At 69.1% G+C, this 20826-nt stretch carries 18 protein-coding genes; 12 read left to right on the forward strand and 6 right to left on the reverse strand.

What is annotated here, in order from left to right:
- Positions 1-156 precede the first annotated feature (156 nt).
- The 3 genes from ftsY to dapF are packed head-to-tail and all read right to left on the reverse strand — an operon-like array spanning position 157 to position 3439.
- Entirely contained in the window at positions 157-1368 is a 1212-nt protein-coding gene (gene ftsY, locus Q8S40_RS01655; RefSeq protein WP_305669044.1) for a signal recognition particle-docking protein FtsY, read from the reverse strand.
- 2 nt (positions 1369-1370) lie between these two features.
- Positions 1371-2615: a tRNA (N(6)-L-threonylcarbamoyladenosine(37)-C(2))-methylthiotransferase MtaB gene (mtaB, locus tag Q8S40_RS01660; RefSeq protein ID WP_305669045.1), complete on the reverse strand. Its 1245-nt coding sequence runs from the start codon at positions 2613-2615 to the stop codon at positions 1371-1373.
- The gene (dapF, locus tag Q8S40_RS01665) at positions 2612-3439 is read right to left on the reverse strand and encodes a diaminopimelate epimerase (RefSeq protein ID WP_305669046.1); all 828 of its coding nucleotides are present in this window, start codon (positions 3437-3439) and stop codon (positions 2612-2614) included. Before dapF ends, mtaB begins: the two co-directional genes overlap by 4 nt.
- Positions 3440-3782: 343 nt before the next feature.
- On the opposite strand from dapF, the gene Q8S40_RS01670 reads away from it, so the two are divergent.
- The 5 genes from Q8S40_RS01670 (at position 3783) to pheT (ending at position 9306) form a co-directional block, all read left to right on the forward strand.
- Entirely contained in the window at positions 3783-4754 is a 972-nt protein-coding gene (locus Q8S40_RS01670) for a RimK family alpha-L-glutamate ligase (protein WP_305669047.1), read from the forward strand.
- A 319-nt stretch (positions 4755-5073) separates the two neighbouring features.
- The gene (rpmI, locus tag Q8S40_RS01675) at positions 5074-5280 is read left to right on the forward strand and encodes a 50S ribosomal protein L35 (RefSeq protein WP_304815130.1); all 207 of its coding nucleotides are present in this window, start codon (positions 5074-5076) and stop codon (positions 5278-5280) included.
- A 15-nt stretch (positions 5281-5295) separates the two neighbouring features.
- Positions 5296-5661, forward strand: coding sequence for a 50S ribosomal protein L20 (gene rplT / locus Q8S40_RS01680; RefSeq protein ID WP_168054450.1), 366 nt, complete (start codon positions 5296-5298; stop codon positions 5659-5661).
- Positions 5662-5741: 80 nt separating this feature from the next.
- Positions 5742-6827 carry a phenylalanine--tRNA ligase subunit alpha gene (gene pheS / locus Q8S40_RS01685; RefSeq protein WP_304815133.1) on the forward strand — a complete coding sequence of 362 codons (1086 nt, stop codon included), beginning with the start codon at positions 5742-5744 and terminating at the stop codon, positions 6825-6827.
- Positions 6828-6831: 4 nt separating this feature from the next.
- The gene (gene pheT / locus Q8S40_RS01690) at positions 6832-9306 is read left to right on the forward strand and encodes a phenylalanine--tRNA ligase subunit beta (protein WP_305669048.1); all 2475 of its coding nucleotides are present in this window, start codon (positions 6832-6834) and stop codon (positions 9304-9306) included.
- 42 nt (positions 9307-9348) lie between these two features.
- Here pheT and Q8S40_RS01695 read toward each other — a convergent pair whose 3' ends face one another.
- Positions 9349-9735 carry a RidA family protein gene (locus tag Q8S40_RS01695; protein WP_305669049.1) on the reverse strand — a complete coding sequence of 129 codons (387 nt, stop codon included), beginning with the start codon at positions 9733-9735 and terminating at the stop codon, positions 9349-9351.
- Positions 9736-9816: 81 nt separating this feature from the next.
- On the opposite strand from Q8S40_RS01695, the gene Q8S40_RS01700 reads away from it, so the two are divergent.
- The 4 genes from Q8S40_RS01700 (at position 9817) to Q8S40_RS01715 (ending at position 14277) form a co-directional block, all read left to right on the forward strand.
- Positions 9817-10806, forward strand: a complete 990-nt coding sequence (locus tag Q8S40_RS01700; protein ID WP_305669050.1) for a tripartite tricarboxylate transporter substrate binding protein — start codon at positions 9817-9819, stop codon at positions 10804-10806.
- Positions 10807-10926: 120 nt separating this feature from the next.
- Positions 10927-12732, forward strand: coding sequence for a translation elongation factor 4 (gene lepA, locus Q8S40_RS01705; RefSeq protein WP_305669051.1), 1806 nt, complete (start codon positions 10927-10929; stop codon positions 12730-12732).
- 14 nt (positions 12733-12746) lie between these two features.
- Positions 12747-13727 (forward strand): tripartite tricarboxylate transporter substrate-binding protein, encoded by a 981-nt coding sequence (locus tag Q8S40_RS01710; protein WP_304815138.1) that lies wholly within the window; start codon positions 12747-12749, stop codon positions 13725-13727.
- Positions 13728-13791: 64 nt separating this feature from the next.
- A complete protein-coding gene (locus Q8S40_RS01715) occupies positions 13792-14277 on the forward strand; it encodes a hypothetical protein (RefSeq protein ID WP_305669052.1) in 486 nt (161 codons plus the stop codon).
- On the opposite strand, the gene add is transcribed toward Q8S40_RS01715, so the two are convergent.
- The gene (add, locus tag Q8S40_RS01720) at positions 14264-15340 is read right to left on the reverse strand and encodes an adenosine deaminase (protein WP_305669053.1); all 1077 of its coding nucleotides are present in this window, start codon (positions 15338-15340) and stop codon (positions 14264-14266) included. The genes Q8S40_RS01715 and add overlap by 14 nt on opposite strands.
- Positions 15340-16902: an ABC transporter substrate-binding protein gene (locus tag Q8S40_RS01725; RefSeq protein WP_305669054.1), complete on the reverse strand. Its 1563-nt coding sequence runs from the start codon at positions 16900-16902 to the stop codon at positions 15340-15342. Before Q8S40_RS01725 ends, add begins: the two co-directional genes overlap by 1 nt.
- Positions 16903-17042: 140 nt before the next feature.
- Between Q8S40_RS01725 and Q8S40_RS01730 the strand changes: the two genes are divergently transcribed.
- Genes Q8S40_RS01730 through Q8S40_RS01740 form a run of 3 tightly spaced genes read left to right on the forward strand, consistent with a single transcriptional unit; the run spans position 17043 to position 20826 of the window.
- Entirely contained in the window at positions 17043-18083 is a 1041-nt protein-coding gene (locus Q8S40_RS01730) for an L-idonate 5-dehydrogenase (protein WP_305669055.1), read from the forward strand.
- A 42-nt stretch (positions 18084-18125) separates the two neighbouring features.
- Positions 18126-19841, forward strand: a complete 1716-nt coding sequence (gene ggt / locus Q8S40_RS01735; RefSeq protein WP_371136787.1) for a gamma-glutamyltransferase — start codon at positions 18126-18128, stop codon at positions 19839-19841.
- A gap of 19 nt (positions 19842-19860) precedes the next feature.
- Positions 19861-20826: a 2-hydroxyacid dehydrogenase gene (locus Q8S40_RS01740; RefSeq protein WP_305669056.1), complete on the forward strand. Its 966-nt coding sequence runs from the start codon at positions 19861-19863 to the stop codon at positions 20824-20826.

Here is a 20826-nt window from a genome sequence, read left to right on the forward strand (position 1 = left end):
TGCGTCGCGCCGGCGAAATTATTGCGCTCACGACAAGGAAACTAGACGCGACCGAACCCTACAAGAAGGGTAAAACGTATGACAAAAAGTTGAGAAACCGTATCCAGATGATCGCGTCGCAAAACTTGACAGCAATCGCGCAACCCGCGGTGGGGGTTACTGGCCCAGCCCCACCAACCCCCGCGCGTAGTCCGCCGCGGTGAAGGGCCGCAGATCCGCCGCCTTCTCGCCGACGCCGACGAAATGCACCGGCAGCCCGATCTCCTGCGCCAGCGCCACCACCACCCCGCCCTTGGCGCTGCCATCCAGCTTGGTGACGGCGAGGCCGGAGACCGCCACCATCTCCTTGAAGGTCCGCACCTGTTGCAGCGCGTTCTGACCGGTGGTGGCATCCAGCGTCAGCAGCACGGAATGCGGCGCGGAGGGGTCCAGCTTGCGGATCACGCGGATGATCTTGGCCAGCTCCTCCATCAGGGCGGATTTGTTGTGCAGGCGGCCGGCGGTGTCGATCAGCAGAAGGTCCATCCCCTCCGCCCGCGCCCGGGCCAACGCGTCATGCGCCAGCCCCGCGGCATCGGCGCCCATCTTGGCGGGTGCCACCACGGGGCAGCCGGTGCGATCGCCCCAGATCTGCAGCTGTTCCACCGCGGCGGCGCGGAAGGTGTCCCCCGCCGCGAACATCACCTTGAGGCCCTGGGCACGATACTGCTGGCCCAGCTTGGCAATGGTGGTGGTCTTGCCGGTGCCGTTCACGCCGACCACCAGCACCACATGCGGGGCCCGATCGCGCTGGATATCCAGGGGCATCGCGACGGGGGCCAGAATCTCCGCGATCGCCTCCGCCAGCGCCGCCTTCACCTCCTCATCCGAGACTTCCTTGCCGAAGCGGGTCTTGCGGAAGCCCTCGACGATGCGGCGCGCGGCGGCGACGCCGAGATCGGCGGCAATCAGCGTATCCTCCAGCTCCTCCAGCGCCGCGTCATCCAGGCGGCGCTTGCGGAAGACGGTGGTCAGCGCATCGGTCAGCCGCGCGGTGGAGCGGGACAGGCCGGTCTTGAGGCGGGAGAACCAGCCGCCGGAGGCCTGCGCGGCCGTTTCCGGCTCGCTGGCTGGGGCCTCCGGCGCCGGATCGAGACTGACGGGGGCCGGCAGAACCGGCTCGGGCGCGGGCGACGGCGCGACCGGGGGTGGCGCGACCGGGGGTGGCGCGACCGGCGGTGACGCGATCGGAGGCGGGGCGACCGGCGGCGGCATCGGCGCCGGCGCGACCTGTTCCGGTGGCGGCGCTGGCTGGGGGGGCGGCTCCGGGGCCGGCTCGGGGGTTGGCTCGCGGCCGCGCAGGCGGTCCCAGAATCCCTTGAGTGCCATGGTCAGGCCGCCTCCGCGATCAGGCCCTGGTCGTCGGCGGCCAGCACCCGCATCGGGCGCAGGCTGCCGGGGGCGGGCGCGTGGCCCGCCACCCGGACCGGGGCGAATTGTTCCGTATGGCCGCGGCCACCTTGTTCCAGCAGCACCGATTCCACCCGGCCGAGCCGGCTGGCGAACAGCGCCTGGCGCGCCGCCGCACCGGCCTGGCGCAGCCTTGCGGCGCGTTCGCGGCGCAAAGCCACCGGAAGCTGCGGCATGCGCGCGGCGGGCGTGCCGGGGCGGGCGGAGAAGGGAAAGACGTGCAGGAAGCTCAGCCCGGCCTCCGCCACCAGGGCCAGCATCTCGGCGAAATGCGCCTCCTCCTCCGTCGGGAAGCCGGCGATGAGGTCGGCGCCGAGCGCGATGTCGGGCCGCAGGGCGCGGGCGCGGGCGGCGAGCGCCAGGGCCTGCGCCCGCGAATGGCGGCGCTTCATGCGCTTCAGAATCAGGTCCGCGCCATGCTGCAGGGACAAATGCAGATGCGGCATCAGCCGGGGTTCCTCCGCCAGCAGCCGCCAGAGGTCGTCATCCATCCCGGCCGGGTCCAGCGAGGACAGCCGCAGCCGCGGCAATTCCGGCACCAGCGCCAGCAGCCGCCGCACCATCTGGCCGAGGCGCGGCTGGCCGGGCAGGTCCGGGCCATAGCTCGCGATATCGACGCCGGTCAGCACCACCTCCCGGTACCCCTGCGCCACCAGCGCCCGCACCTGCTCCACCACCACACCGAGCGGCACGGAGCGGGAGGGGCCGCGGCCATAGGGGATGACGCAGAAGGTGCAGCGATGGTCGCAACCCTGTTGCACCTGCACCAGCGCCCGGGCACGACCGGCGAATTCCGTCACGGGCAAAGGCGGTGCGGCCTCCGCCTGCATGATGTCGGAGACCGGGCCGGCCGGCGCATCCGGCGCCCAGGCCTCGGGGCGCAGCTTGTCGGCATTGCCCACCACCCGCGCTACGCCGGGCAGCGCGGCCCAGGCCTCGGGCGCGATCTGCGCGGCGCAACCGGTGACGATGATGCGGGCGTTCGGGGTCTCGCGCGCCGCGCGGCGGATCGCCTGGCGCGCCTGCGCCTCGGCCTCGCCCGTCACGGCGCAGGTGTTGACGATGAGGGTGGTCGCATCATGGCCGGCGGCATCGGCCAGGCCGCGCATCGCCTCGGTCTCATAGGCATTCAGCCGGCAGCCGAAATTCAGCGTCCGGACACTCATACGATGGCCGAGGCGGGCAGCGTCCCGGTGAAGGCGGTGGCGACCGGCCCGGTCATCAGCACATGGCCATCGGCGCGCCATTCCATCTGCAGATCGCCGCCCGGCATGGTGATGGTGGCGCGGCGCCCCGTCAGGCCGCGGCGATGCGCGTTGACGATGGCGGCACAGGCGCCGGAGCCGCAGGCCAGCGTGATGCCGGCGCCACGTTCCCAGATCACCAGCCGCATATGCTCGGGCGAGAGGATCTGCGCGAAGCCGATATTGGCGCGGTCGGGGAAGATCGGGTCGGTCTCCAGCCCCGGGCCGATCTCGGCCATGGGCACGCGGTCCAGCTCCGGCACGAAGAAGGTCGCGTGCGGGTTGCCCATGGAGCATGCCGCCGGGTCCGCGACATCGCCGCGGGCCAGCGGCAGGTGCAGCGTATCCATCTCCCGCGCCAGCGGCACATCCTGCCAGCCGAGCCTGGCCCGCCCCATATCCGCCCGCCACAGCCCACCGGCCAGGCGTTCCACCGGCAGATCGCCCGCGATGGTCCGCACCACCACGCGGTCCGACCCGGCCTCATCCGCGACGAGGGAGGCGATGCAGCGCGTGGCGTTGCCGCAGGCGCCGGCCTCCGAGCCATCCGGGTTGCGGATGCGCATGAAGACATCGGCGCCATCCGTGCCGGGCTCCATGACGATGAACTGGTCGCAGCCGATGCCGAAATGCCGGTCGGCGATCGCGGCCGCACCGGCTGCGGTGATGGGCAGCGGGTGGGCACGCGCATCGAGCACGACGAAGTCGTTGCCCAGGCCGTGCATCTTGCGGAAGGGAATGGTCACCCCCTGGATATAGAGCGCGCGCCAGCGCGGTGAAACCCGCGGGCAGCACCGGCAGATGGGTCAGGCGCCGAGCCGTCCCGGCCTGCGGCGCGAACCAGGGAAGTCCCGCCCATGCCGCCGGCCCGCCAGCCGGTCCGGTCGAGCCCGATCGCCACCCCTGAACCGGAACAGCCGCCGGAGATGCAGCAGGCCGTGCTCGGCGACGCCACGGGATGGAGAACAATTTTTGCTATTTTTTGCCGAATGGTAGATAAAAAATCTTTCTGTCCCGACTCTATTGCCTTGACATGGAATAATCCTCTTCTTTCGGCGACAAATCAGCCTGCCGAGAGGGGCCGCTGCCATGACCAAGGTCCATGTGATCCATGAAAACGACGCCTGGGTGGCGCCGCTGCGCACCGCCTTCGACAGCCTGGGCACGCCCTTCGAGGAGTGGTTCCTCGATCGCGGTGTGCTGGATCTGAACCGGCCGCCGCCGCCCGGCGTGTTCTACAACCGGATGAGCGCCTCCTCCCACACCCGCGGGCATGTCTATGCCCCGGAATATGCCGGCGCGGTGATCGAGGTGCTGGAGCGGCACAAGCGCCCGCTGGTGAATGGGCGCCGCGCCCTGCAACTCGAACTCTCCAAGGTCGCGCAGTACCAGGCGCTGGCGATCCACGGCATCCCGGTGCCCGCGACGCTGGCGGTGGTGGGGCGGGAGAATATCCCCGAGGCCGCGCAAAAACTCGGCTATCCGCTGATCCTGAAGCACAACCGTGCCGGCAAGGGCCTCGGCGTGCGTCTGGTCCGCAGCGAGGCCGGGCTGCGAGAGGCGCTGGCGCTGCTCGACATCACCACGGACTCGGAGGCGCATCCGCGCGACGGCATCTGGCTGGTGCAGCGCTACATCGAAGCGGCGGACCCCTTCATCACCCGCGCCGAATTCGTCGGCGGGCGCTTCCTGTATGCGGTGAAGGTGGACACCTCCGAAGGCTTCGAACTCTGCCCGGCGGATGCCTGCAACATCGAGGAAGGCGCCGCCTGCCCCGCCGTCGCGGCCACCCATAAGTTCAGCATCCAGGAAGGCTTCCAGCACCCGCTGATCCACCGCATGGAAGCCTTCCTGCTGGCCAACGGCATCGGCGTCGGTGCCATCGAATTCATCACCGATGTGCACGGCAACACCTTCGCCTACGACGTCAACACCAACACCAACTACAACGCCGAAGCCGAAACCCGCGCCGGCCGCACCGGCACCCAAACCGGCATGGGCGCCATCGCCGCCCACCTGACCGCCCTGCTGCGTCGCGAGGCGCTTTCGGCGGCAGCGTGAGGGTTTGGCGCGGGTGGCCTGCAGGGGGACGCTGTCCCCGATCGGACGCATGCGTCCGATCCCTGCCAAGGGTCAGTGGACCCTTGGCACCCTTGAATCATGAGCAGGAGTGGAGAGGGACAGCGCCCCTCCTGCAATCACCAAGCGCAACCGCAACTTGCGCCGCCGCCCTCGCGCCGCTACAAGCCGCGCTCCGCGTGTCATGGCCTCTGGTTGGGCATGCCTGGCCGCGGATACGTGTCCCTGCCGCATGGTGCGGTCTGACTTCTCGAGAGGGGGGTTGGGGTGAGGTGGGACCGGCCAGACCTTGGAGGTCCAAATGCCCAAGATGAAGACCAAGTCGAGCGTGAAGAAGCGCTTCACGTTGACGGCGTCCGGCCGAGTGAAGGCCGGTGTTGGCAACAAGCGCCACATGCTGACGGCGAAGACGAACAAGATGAAGCGGCAGAACCGTGGCACCTTCCTGCTGGAGAAGCAGGACAGCGACACGGTGAAGCAGTGGATGCCTTACGGTTCGAGCCGGTAAGGGAGGATCTGAAACATGGCACGTGTGAAGCGGGGCGTAACCAAGCACGCCCGTCACAAGAAGATCCTCAAGCTCGCCAAGGGCTATGTCGGTCGGTCGTCTACCGCCTATCGCCCCGCGCTCGAGCGGGTCGAGAAGGCGCTGCAGTATGCCTATCGCGACCGTCGCAACAAGAAGCGTGATTTCCGCGGTCTGTGGATTCAGCGCATCAATGCCGCGGTGCGTGAGCACGGCATCACCTATTCCCGCTTCATGGCGGGCATCAAGGCGGCGAACATCGAGATCGACCGCAAGATGCTGGCGGCGCTCGCCTTCGACGACGCGGCAGGTTTTGCGGCCATCGTCGAGAAGGCGAAGGGCGCCCTCCCCGCGCAGGCCTGAACCTTTCGGTTCGGACTGAGACTGACACAGGAGGGCCGTCCCGCAGGGGGCGGCCTTTTCCGTATCCGGATGCTGGCATGATGACGGACGATTTGACGGCGCTGCGGCAAGAGGCGGAGGCGGCGCTGGCCGGCGCCGCGGATCTCCGGGCGCTCGATGCGGTGCGGGTGGCGGTGCTCGGCAAGGCGGGCAGCCTGAGCGGGTTGCTCAAGGGGCTGGGCGCCGTACCGCCCGACCAGCGCAAGGAGCGTGGTGCTGCGCTGAACCGCCTGAAGGGCGAGGTCGAGGCGCTGCTGGAAGCCCGCAAGTCGGCGCTGGAGGCGGAGGCGCTGACGGCCCGGCTGAAGGCGGAACGCCTTGACGTCTCCCTGCCGCCCCGCCCCTTCGCGCCGGGCACGGCCGCCGAGGGCGGCATCCACCCGATCAGCCGGACCATCGAGGAGCTGACGGCGATCTTCGGCACCATGGGGTTCCGGGTGGTCGAGGGGCCGGATATCGAGGGCGACTGGTATAATTTCGGCGCGCTGAACATCCCGGACCATCACCCGGCGCGGCAGGACCACGACACCTTCTACATGCCGGGCACGGATGCCGCAGGCCAGCGCCTGGTGCTGCGGACGCAGACCTCGCCCTTGCAGATCCGCACCATGCTGGGCGAGGCGCCGCCGATCCGCATCATCGCGCCGGGCCGCACCTATCGCGCCGACCATGACGCGACGCACAGCCCGATGTTCCACCAGGTGGAGGGGCTGGTGATCGACCGTGGCATCACGCTCGGCCATCTGAAGGGCTGCCTGACGGATTTCCTGCGGGCCTTCTTCGGCATTTCCGACCTGCCGGTGCGGTTCCGATCGTCCTACTTCCCCTTCACCGAGCCTTCCATGGAAGTGGATATCGGCTGGAACAAGAAGACCGGCGAACTCGGCGGCGGCGGCGATTGGCTGGAGATCCTGGGCAGCGGCATGGTGCACCCGAAGGTGCTGGCCAATTGCGGGCTGGACCCGCGCGAATGGCAGGGCTTCGCCTTCGGCATGGGCATCGAGCGCATCACCATGCTGAAGCACGGCATGCCCGATCTGCGCCCCTTCTACGAAAGCGACCTGCGCTGGCTGCGCCACTGGGCCGCCGACCCGCTCGCCCCGGCCAGCCTGCACGAGGGAATCTGATCCGATGAAATTCCCCCTGAGCTGGCTGCGCGAGCATCTGGAGACGGATGCGACGCTGGAAACCATTTCCACCACCCTCTCCGCCATCGGCATCGAGGTGGAGGGGATCGAGGACAAGGCCGCGGCGCTCTCCAGCTTCCGCATCGCCCGGGTGATCGAGGCGGTGCAGCACCCGAATGCGGACCGGCTGCGGCAGTTGCGCGTCGATGTCGGCGATGGACGCGAACTCTCCGTGGTCTGCGGCGCGCCGAATGCGCGGACGGGGATGAAGGGCGTGCTGGCGGTGCCGGGCGATTTCATCCCGGGCACCGGCATCACGCTCAAGCTGGGCGAAATCCGCGGCGTGAAGTCCGAGGCGATGATGCTGTCCTCGCGTGAGATGGGCCTCGGCGACGACCATTCGGGCATCGTCGACCTGCCGGAGGATGCGCCGGTCGGCGAGAGCTATGTGAAGTGGGCCGGCCTCGATGATCCGGTGATCGAGATCAAGGTCACGCCGAACCGTGGCGATGCGCTGTCCGTCCGCGGCATTGCGCGGGATCTGGCGGCGGCGGGGCTGGGCACGCTGAAGCCGTGGGATGTGGCGCCGGTGACGGCGGCCTATCCGGCGCCGCTGCATTGGCGCATCGCCGATCCGCGCGCCTGCATCTGGGTGCTCGGGCGCGCCGTGCGCGGCGTGAAGAATGGGCCTTCGCCGCAGTGGTTGCAGGACCGACTGGTGGCGATCGGGCTGCGACCGATCAGCGCGCTGGTCGACATCACCAACTACTTCACCTTCGCCATCGGCCGCCCGCTGCATGTCTTCGACGTGGCGAAGGTCTCGGGCACCGAACTCACCATGCGGATGGCCCGGCCGGGCGAGGAATTGCTGGCGCTGAACGGCAAGACCTACGCGCTGACCGAGGATGACGGCGTCATCGCCGATGCCAATGGCGCGGAAGCACTGGGTGGCGTCATCGGCGGCGAGCATTCCGGCTGCGACGAGACCACCACCGAATGCTTCATCGAATGCGCGCTGTTCGACCCGGTGCGCATCGCGCTGTCCGGCCGCCGGCATGATGTGCGGACCGATGCGCGGTCCCGCTTCGAGCGCGGCATCGACCCGGCGCTGCTGCCCACGGCGCTGGAAGCCGCGACGCGGATGATCCAGGAGCTGTGCGGGGGCGAGGCCTCCGAGATTTCCGAAGCCGGCGCGGCACCGGCCTGGCAGCGCGAGGCGACATTGCGCTTCGCCCGGGTGCGCGACCTCGGTGGGCTGGAACTGGACGAGGCGGAGGTTGTGGGCCGACTGGAACGGCTCGGCTTCACCGTGACGCAGCGCGATGCGAACCGCGTCACGGTGGCCGTGCCGTCCTGGCGCAACGACATCGCCGGCCATGGCGCGCTGGCGCAGGACCCTTCCCTGCCCGCCGACCGCGCCCGCATCGCCGCCGAGGGCTGCGCCGAGATCGAGCCGGAATGCGACTTGGTGGAGGAAGTGCTGCGCCTCGGCGGGCTGGATGCGGTGCCGGCGGTGTCGCTGCCCGTGACCTCCGCGGTACCGCGCCCGGCGCTGTCGCCGAAGCAGGTACGCGCGGCGCTGGCGCGGCGGGTGCTGGCCGCGCGCGGGATGCAGGATTGCGTGACCTACGGCTTCCTGGATCGCGCCACGGCGGCGCTGTTCGGCGAAACGCCCGCAGGGCTGCATCTGGAAAACCCCATCGCCAGCGACCTGGACCAGATGCGGCCGACGCCGGTGGCCTCGCTCGCCATGGCAGCCGCCCGCAATGCCGCGCGCGGCTTTGCCGATGTGGCGCTGGGCGAGATCGGCGGCGCCTATCGCGACCCGTCGGCGGGGGCGAGCCAGCTGGCCGTCGCGGCCGGCGTCCGGGCGGGTCAGACGCCGGCCAATTGGGCCGCCCCCGCGCGGCCGGTGGATGCGCTGGATGCGAAGGGGGATGCGCTGGCGGTGCTGGCAGCGCTCGGCGTGCCGATGGCGGCCATCATGCTGACCACGGATGCGCCCGGTTTCTACCACCCCGGGCGCTCCGGCGTGCTGCGCCAGGGGCCGAAGACCATCCTGGCCACCTTCGGGGAGTTGCACCCGCAGGCGGTGAAGGCGCTCGGCCTGGCCGGGCCGGTGGTGGCCTTCGAGGTGTTCCTGGACGCGATCGCGGAGCCGAAGCGCCGCAAGAAGGGCCTGCCCGACCTGCCCGCCTTCCAGCCGCTGCGGCGCGATTTTGCCTTCATCGTCGATGCGACCGTGCCGGCCGAACAACTGCTGCGTGCCGCCCGTGGCGCGGAGAAGACACTGGTGGCGGATGTGGTGCTGTTCGACCGCTACGCCGGCGAAAAACTGCCGGAAGGCAAGATCAGCCTGGCGATCCAGGCCATCCTGCAGCCAAGGGAACGCACCCTGACCGATGCGGAGATCGAGGCCGTGACGGCAAAGATCGTCGCCGCGGTGGCAAAGGCGACCGGCGCCGTGCTGCGGGGGTGAGGATCGAGCCCGGTCCCGCAGCCTGCGGGACCGGGCGCGCCATCAGTCCTTGCCGAGATAGGCCGTCGCGTCGATCTCCACCAGGCAATCGACCGAACCAAGCCCGCTGACGATGCAGGATACGCGGTGCGGCGGGTTCTCGACGAAATTGGCGAAGTAGACCTCGTTCATCGGCTCCCAATTGGCGCGGTCCGTCACGTAGACGGTGCATTTCACCACATCATCCATGGTACCGCCGGCCTCCTCGATCAGGGCGCGGATATTGTCCAGCGTCTGCTGGGTCTGGGCACGGACGTCGCCAACGGCGAAGTTCCCCTGCACATCCCGCCCGGTGGAGCAGACGAACATGAAGCCGCCGGCGATGGTTGCCTGGGCAAAGGGGCGGCTGGATTTGAACACCTTGGGGGATGCGATGGCGCGTTTGGGCATGGCGTTTGGCTCCTTCGGGCTGATCCGACAGGTCTGATATTTGCTCTTTCGCGGCCGCGATAGACACGGCACCTTTTCGACATGATCGCCCGCCGCACGCTGCTCGCCGCCGCCGCCCTGCCTCTGGCAGCCCCGGCTCTCGCCCAGATCTCGGCCAGCCGGCCGCTGCGGCTGATCGTGCCGAACCCGCCGGGCGGGCAATCCGACACCATCGCCCGGCTGTATGGGGAGGCGATCCAGGCCACATCCGGCCAGGCCGTCGTCATCGAAAATCGCAGCGGCGCCAATGGCTTGATCGCCATGGATACGGTGGCCAAGGCGACGCCGGATGGGCTGACCACGGGGCTGTTCAGCATCACCCTGTTCACCTCCCTGCCCGCCATGATGACGCGGATGCCGCTGGATGTGGACCAGGACGTCCTGCCCATAACCAGCGTCGTCACCTCCACCACGCTGTGCTGCGTGCGGGCGGACCGGGCGGAACAGCGCGGCTGGACGGATTTCGGCGCGATGCTCGACTGGGCCAGGCGGCCGGGGAATGAGCTGACCAATGGCGCGGCCAGCAGCGGCGGCGCATCCCATCTGCTGACGGCGACCATCGCCCGGCGCAGCGGGGCCTCCATCCTCGTGGTGCCCTACCGGGGCGGCGCGCCGGCGCTGAATGATCTGCTGGCCGGCAATATCGACATGGCCTTCGACTTCATGCCCGCCCTGCTGCCGCATGTCGCCGCCGGCACGCTGAAGCCGATGGCCGTGGGGTCCCGCGCCCGGGTGCCGTTCCTGCCGGATGTGCCGGGCCTCGGCGAATTCGCCAGCCACGGGATTGGCGAGATCGACCTGCAAAGCTGGAACATCCTGGCCGGCCCCGCCGGCCTGTCGCCGGAGCTGGCCGAACGCACCGTCGAACTCCTGCGCCGCGCCGCCGCCCATCCGGGGCTGGAGGACCGGCTGCGGGCCAATGGCCTGCTGCCGCTGCCGCCGCTGGACCCGGCCGCCACCCGCGCCCGCATCCTGGCCGACCGCCCCAGGTGGCGGGAGATGGTGGAGATCAGCGGCGCCCGAATCGAGTAACCCGGACCGAACAGCCAGGGCACGCGCCGTGCCCGGAAAAGTTTGGACTTATGCGGGTTCTGCCCTATCTCCCGGGTAACGCAGGCGGGCCTTTCCGCCATGGCCGGCGCCCGGAACCAGATGACCGACACACCCCTCTCCCGCATCCGCAACTTCTCGATCATCGCCCATATCGACCATGGGAAGTCCACGCTCGCCGACCGGCTGATCCAGACCACCGGCACGGTCGCGCTGCGCGAGATGAAGGAACAGCTCCTCGACAATATGGAGCTGGAGCGGGAGCGCGGCATCACCATCAAGGCGCAGACCGTCCGCCTGCAATACAAGGCGAATGACGGCGAGACCTATATCCTCAACCTGATGGACACGCCCGGCCATGTGGACTTCGCCTATGAGGTGAGCCGTTCGCTCGCCGCCTGCGAGGGCTCGCTGCTGGTGGTCGATGCCTCCCAGGGGGTCGAGGCGCAGACACTGGCCAATGTGTACCAGGCGCTCGACGCCGGGCACGAGATCGTGCCGATCCTGAACAAGATCGACCTGCCTGCCGCCGAGCCCGACCGGGTGAAGCAGCAGATCGAGGATGTGATCGGCCTCGACGCCTCGGACGCCGTGATGATCTCGGCCAAGACCAGCCTGAACATCGAGGGTGTGCTGGAAGCCATCGTCACCCGCCTGCCGCCGCCGACCGGCGATGCCGAGAAGACGCTGACCGCCTTGCTGGTGGATAGCTGGTACGACGCCTATCTCGGCGTGGTGGTGCTGGTGCGCGTGCGGGACGGCCATCTGCGCAAGGGCATGAAGATCCGCATGATGTCGAACGGCACCGCCCACACGGTGGAGCAGGTCGGCGTCTTCACCCCCAAGATGGTGGCGGTGGAAAGCCTCGGCCCGGGCGAGATGGGCTATGTCACCGCCGCGATCAAAACCGTGGCCGATACCAATGTCGGCGACACCCTGACCGATGACCGCAACCCGGCCACCGAGGCCCTGCCCGGCTTCAAGCCCTCCATCCCCGTGGTCTGGTGCGGCCTGTATCCGGTGGATGCGGATGATTTCGAGAAGCTGCGCGAATCGGTCGGCAAGCTGCGGCTGAACGACAGCAGCTTCCACTACGAGATGGAGAACAGCGCCGCGCTCGGCCTCGGCTATCGCTGCGGCTTCCTCGGGCTGCTGCATCTGGAAATCGTGCAGGAGCGGCTTTCGCGCGAGTTCGACCTCGACCTGATCGCGACGGCGCCGTCCGTCGTCTACAAGATCCGCAAGACGAACGGCGAGGAGACCGAGCTGCACAACCCGGCCGACATGCCGGACCCCAGCGTGATCGAGGAAATCAGCGAGCCCCGGATCAAGGCCACCATCATGGTGCCGGAGGAGTATCTCGGCTCCGTCCTGACGCTGTGCAACGAACGGCGCGGCGAACAGGTGGAACTCACCTATGTCGGCACCCGCCCGATGGCGGTCTATCGCCTGCCGCTGAATGAGGTGGTGTTCGACTTCTACGACCGGCTGAAATCCGTCTCCCGCGGCTATGCCAGCTTCGACTACACGGTGGATGGCTACCAGCCGGGCGACCTGGTGAAGATCTCCATCCTGGTGAATGCGGAACCGGTGGATGCGCTGTCCTTCATGGCGCACCGCACCCAGGCGGACCGCCGCGGCCGGCAGATCTGCGAGAAGCTGAAGGAGCTGATTCCGCGCCAGCTTTTCAAAATCCCGATCCAGGCCGCGATCGGCGGGCGCGTGATTGCGCGTGAGACGATCAGCGCCATGTCGAAGGATGTCACGGCAAAGTGCTATGGCGGCGACATCAGCCGCAAGCGCAAGCTGTTGGACAAGCAGAAGGAAGGCAAGAAGCGGATGCGGCAGTTCGGCAAGGTCGAAATTCCGCAAAGCGCCTTCATCGCTGCGCTGAAAATGGACGCCTGAGGAAACAGACCGAGATGACCAGGATTGGAAAGCGGGGCCTGCTCGGCCTCGCCGGCGCCGCGCTCGCCGCACCCGCCTTCGCGCAAGCGGCATTTCCGTCGCGCACGATCAACATGATCGTACCCTTCGCCGCCGGCGGGCCGACCGATACGGTGGCGCGGCTGATCGCCCAGGCGATGAGCACCTCTCTCGGTCAGACCGTGGTGGTCGAGAATGTCGGCGGCGCCGGTGGCACGCTCGGCGCGCAGCGTGCCGCCCAGGCGAGGCCGGATGGCTACACCATCCTGCTGCACCATATCGGCATGGCGACGATCCCGACGCTGTATCGCCGCGTCGCCTATGATCCGATCAACGGCTTCGAGACCATCGGCCTGGTGACCGAGGTGCCGATGACGCTGGTCGGCCGTAGCAGCCTGGCGGCGCAGAACATGGCCGAACTCATCGCGCTGGTGCGCCGCGAGGGTGAGAAGCTGAACTACGCCAATGCCGGCATCGGCGCGGCCAGCCATCTGTGTGGCCTGCTGCTGCAACAGGCCCTCGGCACCCGCATGACCACGGTACCCTATCGCGGCACCGGGCCTGCGATGAACGACCTGCTGGCCGGCACGGTCGACCTGATGTGCGACCAGACCACCAACACGACGGAACAGATCAAGGCCGGCAGCGTGCGCGGCTTCGCCGTGACCACGCCGGAGCGCATCGCCGCGCTGCCCGACCTGCCAACCGCCGCCGAGGGCGGCCTGCCGGGCTTCGAGGTCAGCGTCTGGCACGGGCTGTATGCGCCGAAGGGCACGCCGGCACCGGTCATCGCCCGTCTGAACCGGGCGCTGGTGGCGGCACTGCAGGATGCCAATGTCGGCACCCGCTTCGCCGCGCTGGGCACCGCGCCGGTGCCTGTGGCGCGCGCCACGCCGGAAGCGCATCGCGAATTCTGGCAGGCGGACATCGCCAAGTGGCGGCCGCTGATCCAGGCGGCGGGCCAGTACGCCGACTGATGTTTGGCAAGCAGCCGCGGGTGGGTGGCCAGGCGGGCCGCCCGTTCCGCGGGCGCGGCGCCGCATGAAGGTCATCGAGCAGACAGCCGATCGCCTGACTCTGGAAGACCGTCCGGTCTTCCTCGGCTTCATGGCGGGCTTCTTCATCCTGGCCTTCGCCTGGAATGGCATTTCCGCGCTGCTCGCCGGTGACCTGGCCAGCGGCTTCGGCGCCTTGGCGATCGCCATCGCGGTCGCCGCCCTGGCCTTCGGCGTGTTGATCCAGGTTTCCCAGCTGCGTCTCGACCGGACCGAGGGGCTGATCCGGCTGCGCCGGATCAAGGCCAGCGGCACCACGGAACAGAGCTTTCCCCTGGACGCGCTGCACCGCGTGGAGGTGGAGACACGGCGCGGCTCCCGGAAAGGTGCCGGCAGTACCCATCGCCCTGTCCTGGTTCTGGGGGAGGAGCAGCGCCGCGTGCCGCTGACCGCCGCCTATGCCAGCGGCCGCGGCGCCGAGATCACGGCCGAGACCATCAACCGCTGGTGGCGTCCCGTCAGCGACGGGTGACGGCGAGGTCCAGCGCGCGATCCGCCGGGTCCAGATCCCGCTCCAGCGCATCCAGAGTCGCGGTGAATTCGGCCCGCATCGCCGCCTTCTCCGGCTCCGGCAGCCAGGAGCCTTCCAGCCCTGCCAGGCTCAGCCTGCGGGCCTCCGCCACGCCCCAGCCGAGATCGGCGAAAACCGTGCGCCAGCTATGGCCCATGGTGGTGCCGAAGATGGTCGGGTCGTCGGTGCCGAGGCTGATGTTCAGCCCGGCGTCGAACATCGCCTTGATGCGCTGGCGGCGTGGCGCGCGGTTCCAGGACATGCCGGACCAGCAGGCCATGGTGAAGGGCGTCTGGTCCTTGGCCGCGCGGGCCACCACGGCAGGGTCGGCCAGCATGTTGTAGCCATGGTCCAGCCGGTCGCAGCCCAGCATGTCCCGGCACAGGCTGTAATGCATCGGCGGCGCCTCGAACTGCGCCTGGTTGTCCTCGCAGACATGGGCGGTGCGGCGGTAGCCGGCCCGGCCTGCCTGGCGCCAGGCCTCGACCCAGAGATGCGCGGGGCCGGCGCGTTCGGCGCCGTCCAGGCCGATGCCGATCACCTCCGGCCGCTGCCACTTCGCCATCCATTCCACCATCTGCAGGGATTCGGAGGGCAGGCAGACGCTGCGGTCGATGCAGGCGATCAGCGCGGAGGACACCCCGTACTGCGCCCGCCCGCGCGCCAGCCCTTCCAGCAACCCATCGACAATTTCCGGATAGGTCACGCCATTCGGGGTGAAGTAGTGCGGATTGAAGAAGATCTCGGTGTGACGGACATTGCCGTGAAGGTGCAGATCCTCGATGCATTCGAAGGCAATGCGGGCGAATTCCGTGGGCGTCCGCACCGCCAGCGCGCCCAGGCGCAGGATGTCGAGAAACTCATAGAAAGTCTCGAAGCGGTACATCTCGGCCGCAGGCTTCGGCAGGCGCACGCCGTTCCTGGCCGCAAGCTCATCCAGCGTCGCCGCCCGGATCGCGCCGGCAATGTGCAGGTGCAACTCCACCTTCGGCACGGCGTCGAGATAGTCTGAAAAGGACAGCATCAGCGGCGCTCCAGGTTCCACAAGAACATCGCCGGGCCGCGCAGCACGCCGTTGAGGTCGGACCGCCAGGCGCTGGCGGCGGTGAACTGGCCGAGCGGCATGTAGAATCCATCCTCCGCCGCCAGCCGGTGGATCTCGTCCGAGATACGCTTGCGCGCCGCATCATCCTGCGCGCGGGCGAATTCCCGGCGCAGGCGCTCCGCCTCCGCATTCTCCGGCCATCCGGCAAAGCCGCCGGTGCGGCCGGCGCCATTCACGAAAGGGTTCAGCAGCGGGGACTGCATGTCCGGCACCGTGTTGGTGGTGTGCGCCAGGTTCCAGCCTTCCTGCCGGGCGCGGCGGCCGAAATAGGTGTTCAGGTCCATGGTCTGGAGATCGACATTGAAGCCGAGCTGGGTCAGCAGGCCCTGCGAGATCAGCCCGAGTGCGGCGATGCCCGGCGCATCGGCCGGGTGGATAATGGCGACGGGCCGCGACAGGTCCGCGCCGCTTTCGCGCAGCATCCGGCGGGCGGCTTCGAGGTCGGTCGCCGGCGGCATGCCGGCGGTGGTCTCCAGCGGCGTGCCGCAGCCGAACATCGAACGGCATTCGCGGGCATACTCCGGCCGCCCGGCCACGGCGGCCAGGTAGTCCGCCTGGTTCGCCGCCAGCATCACCGCGCGCCGCACCTGCGGATTGTCGAAGGGCGGGTGCAGGTGGTTGAAGCGCAGGATGCCCTGGTAGCCATAGGGGGAGACGGTGGCGACGGTCACCGACCGGTTGCGCTCCAGGATCGGCAGCACGTCGGCGGGCAGGCGCTCGACATAATCGATCTCCCCGGTGGTGAGCGCGGAGACCTGGGTGGAGACATCGGGCATCGCGATCAGCTCGACCCGCTCCATCCGCGCCACCTTGCCGCCACTGGCCCAGACCGCGGGTTCCGGGCGGGGGCGGTAGGCTGCGTTGCGGGTGACGACAATGCGATCGCCGGGGCGGTATTCCTCGCGCACGAAGCGATAGGGGCCGCTGCCCATCACCTCCGTCACCTGCTGTGTCGGCGGCGTGGCGGCCAGTCGGGCGGGCATCATCATCGGCACCATGGCGCCGGGCTTGCCGAGCGCTTCCAGCACCAGACCGAACGGCTCCCGCAGCACCAGGCGGAACGTCCTGGCATCCACCACGTCGAGGCTGGCGGAGGCGCGCATCATGGCGCCGCCCAGCGCATCCCGCGCGCCCCAGCGGCGCAGGGATGCCACGCAATCCTCCGCGGTGACGGCGCTGCCATCATGCCAGGCGAGGCCGTCGCGGAGCACGAAGGTCCAGGTCATGCCGTCATCGCTGCGCTCCCACCGCTCCAGCATCTGCAGCGTCGGCTGCCACTGGTCATTCACCGCGACCAGCGTGTCGAAGACCAGATAGGCGAAGTCGCGGGTTGTGAAGCTGGTGGTGAAATGCGGGTCCAGCACCGTGGTCAGCGTCTCCGGCGCCACGCGCAGGGTGCGCGCGCGGTCCGGCTGCTGCGCCATCGCGGGGGTGGCGGCAAGCAGGGCGGCGGCGAGAAGCGAAAGGACGGGACGCGACATGGCGCGGTTCTCCTGGCATCGAGGGTTTTGCGCTGGCGTGTTGCGCCGAACCTGCCGCCTGCCCCCGGCAGCGTCAATGCGGGCCACGCTTGATCGCGGCCCGGGAAAGCGCCAAGCATCAGGCATCGGGAGGACCGGACATGCAGGCGGCCAAAGCCATCATCATCCACGCCGCGCGCGATCTGCGCGTGGAGGAACGGGACTCCGCGCCGCCCGGCCCAGGCGAGGTCGCGGTTCGGATCCGCCAGGGCGGCATCTGCGGGTCGGACCTGCATTATTACCTGCATGGCGGCTTCGGCGTGGTGCGGGTGCGCCAGCCGATGGTGCTGGGGCATGAGATTGCCGGCGAGGTTTCCGCCCTGGGCAGCGGCGTGACGGGGCTGGTGGTGGGGGACAAGGTGGCGGTGAACCCGTCCCGCCCCTGCGGCGCCTGCCGTTACTGCCTGGCGGGGCAGGCGCAGCATTGCCTGGACATGCGCTTCTACGGCAGCGCGATGCGGATGCCGCATGTCGATGGCGGCTTCCGGCAGCATCTTGTCTGCGATGCCGCCCAGGCGGTGAAGCTGCCCGCCGGTATGGACCTGCAACGCGCCGCCTTTGCCGAACCCCTCGCCGTCTGCCTGCATGCCGCACGCCAGGCCGGGCCGCTGCTGGGCGCGCGGGTGCTGATCACCGGCGCCGGCCCCATCGGCATGCTGTGCCTGCTGGTGGCGCGCCATGCCGGGGCGCGGCAGGTGGTGATGACCGACCTCGCACCGAAGCCGCTGGCCCTGGCGCGTGAACTCGGCGCCGATGCCGCGCATGATCTGCGGGCGGAGCCGGAGGCGCTGGCGCCCTATGGTGCAGACAAGGGCAGCTTCGACGTGGTGTTCGAATGTGCCGGCAGCGGCCTGGCTTTGGCCGGCGCCATTGCCGCGGCACGGCCGGGCGCCACCATCGTGCAGGTCGGCATCGGCGGCGATGCCTCCGTGCCGCTGAACACGCTGGTGGCGAAGGAGATCACGCTGCGCGGCACATTCCGCTTCCATGAGGAATTCGCTCTCGCCGTCGATGCGCTCGCCCGCGGCGCGATCGACCCGATGAAGCTGCTGACCGAGGTGGTGCCGATGGAGGACGCCGTGGCCGCCTTCGACCTGGCCGCGGACCGTACGCGCGCCATGAAGGTCCAGTTGGCACTGTAGCCCCCCTTCCCGCATCGGCCATCGCGGACCAGACTGCGCTTCGTGCAGCAGATTGGTCCGGCGATGGCATCGGTTTCCGTAGGGCAGAACGGCTTTCCCCTGAAGCTGGAGAAGACGCCCGCCACCGGGTCCCGCGGCGTGGTCACCAGCAATCACCCGATGGCATCCGCCGCCGGCGCGCAGGTGCTGCTGGAGGGCGGCAATGCGGTGGATGCCGCCATCGCCACGCTGTTCGCGCTGACGGTGGTGGAGCCGATGATGGTCGGCGTGCTGGGCGGCGGCGTCGGCCATATCCGCATGGCCGATGGCCGGCACGCGGTGATGGATGGCCTGTCCACCGCGCCCGCCGCCGCCATGCCCGACATGTACCGCCCCCGCACGGATGTGCCGCCGGAGGAGCGGGAGGTGGAGGGCCGCGCCAATGCGATCGGCCCGCTCTCCGTCGCCGTGCCGGCCTCGCTGCGCGCCTGGGCGCAGACGCTGGAGCGTTTCGGCACCTGGTCGCTGGCCGATGTGATGGCGCCGGCCATCCACCTGGCCGCCAATGGTTTTCGCGTGACGCCTTATCTCTCCGACTGCATCGGCGATGCAGCGGCGGATTTGGCGCGCGATGCGGATCTGGCGGCGCGCTTCCTGCCCGGTGGGGTGAAGCGCGCGGCGGGTGAACGCCTGGTGCAGGGCGCCTATGCGGAGACGCTGCGGACCATCGCCCGGCATGGCCCGGATGCGCTGCATGACGGCGCGCTGGGTGGGTTGGTGGCGGATGCGCTGGCGGCCGGCGGCGGCATCATCACCCGCGCCGATCTGCGCGCCAGCCGCCCGATCGAGCGTGCGCCGATCGGCGCACAGTATCGCGGTTTTGAGGTGTTCGCGCCGCCGCCGCCGGCCTCGGCCGGCGTGCATGTGGCGCAGATGCTGAACGTGCTGGACGGCTTCGATATCGCCGCCATGGGCTTCGGCACGGTCGAGTCCTGGCACCTGGTGGCGGAGGTGCTGAAGATGGCCTTCGCCGATCGCGCGGTGGCCACGGCCGACCCGGATTTCGTCACCGTGCCGGTCGGCAAGCTGACGTCGCGCGCCTATGCCGATCTGCGCCGGGCCGAGATCGACATGGCGCGGGCGCAGGCCTGGACGGCGCATCCCTCGCTGGGGGAATCGAACTGCACCACGCATGTGACGGTGGCGGATGCGGCAGGCAACATCGTCGCCACGACGCAGACCATCAACGCGCTGTTCGGCGCCCGCATCGCGATCCCCGGCACCGGGCTGATCGCCAACAACTACATGCATAATTTCGACCCGCGCCCGGGCCTCGCTTTGTCCGTGCAGCCGGGCAAGCGCGTCTATACCTCCATGGCGCCGACCATCGCGCTGAAGGACGGCAGGCCCGCCTTCGCGCTCGGCCTGCCCGGCGGGTTGAAGATTTTCCCGTCTGCCTTCCAGGCCGTGTTGAACCTGATCGACCACGGCATGACGCTGCAACAGGCTGTCGAGGCGCCGCGCATCTGGACGCAGGGCCTGGCGCTGGAGCTGGAGCCGGCGGTGCCGGAGGATGTGACCGCCGCGCTCGCGGCGCGCGGCCATGCGGTGCGGCGCGTGGCGACCATCGGCGGCGGCATGAACGGCATCGCCTTCAACGGCGACGGCACGATGACCGGCGCGGCCTGCTGGCGCGCCGATGGATCGGTGGTGGCATTGGGTGGCGGGCTGGCACGCGCCGGCGTGCGCTTCGTGCTCGAAACCGGCAAACCTGCTTGAACCTCCCCAGGACCAGGACATGACCCAGAAGATCGCCCTGTTGCAGCCCATCGCCGGCGAGATGGCCGAAATCATCCAGTCCCTGTTGCCCGAAGGCTTTTCCGCCACCGCCGTGAAGGGCCGCAGCGTCGAGGATCTGAAGGCGGAGGTCGCCGATGCCGATTACGCGCTGTGGTGGGATGTGCCGGTGCCGGCGGAGGTGCTGGCGGCCGGGCCGAAGCTGAAGCTGCTGCACAAATGGGGTGTCGGCATCGACAACATCGACCTGGATTACTGCCGCAAGCACGGCATCCAGGTGGCGCGCACCACGGGCAGCAATGCCGCGCCGGTCGCGGACTTCACCATCGGGCTGATGCTGGCCCTCGCACGGCGCATCGTACCCGCACATAACAGCACCGCGGCCGGCGGCTGGGCGAAGAACGAGGTGTGGAAGCAATCGGTGATGGTCTCCGGCAAGACCGTCGGCATCATCGGGCTTGGCGCCATCGGCAAGGGCGTGGCGAAGCGGCTGCAGGGCTTCGATTGCCGCGTGCTGTACTACTCCCGTACGCAATTGCCCGAGGATCAGGCGAAGGCACTCGGCGTGGAGTATCGCGCGCTGGATGATCTGCTGGCGGAGGTTGATTTCCTCTCACTGAACTGCCCGCTGACGCCGGAGACCGCCGGCATGATCAATGCCGCGGCGCTGGCGAAGATGAAGCCCAGCGCGATGATCATCAACGTCGCACGCGGCGGGGTGGTGGTGGAGGCGGATCTGGTGGCGGCGCTGAAATCCGGCACGATCCGCGCCGCGGCAGTGGATGTGTTCGACCAGGAACCGCCGCCCGCCGACCACCCGCTGCTGCATATGGACAATGTGATCGTCACGCCGCATTGCGCCAGCACGGCCTATGAGAACAGCCGCCGCAGCATCCAGCATTGGCTGGGCAACATGGTGCGCGTTTCGAAGGGCGAGCCGATTCCGGAGCAGGACCGCGTCGTGTGA

The sequence above is a fragment of the Falsiroseomonas sp. genome, from assembly GCF_030695085.1.
Classification (GTDB): Bacteria; Pseudomonadota; Alphaproteobacteria; order Acetobacterales; family Acetobacteraceae; genus Falsiroseomonas.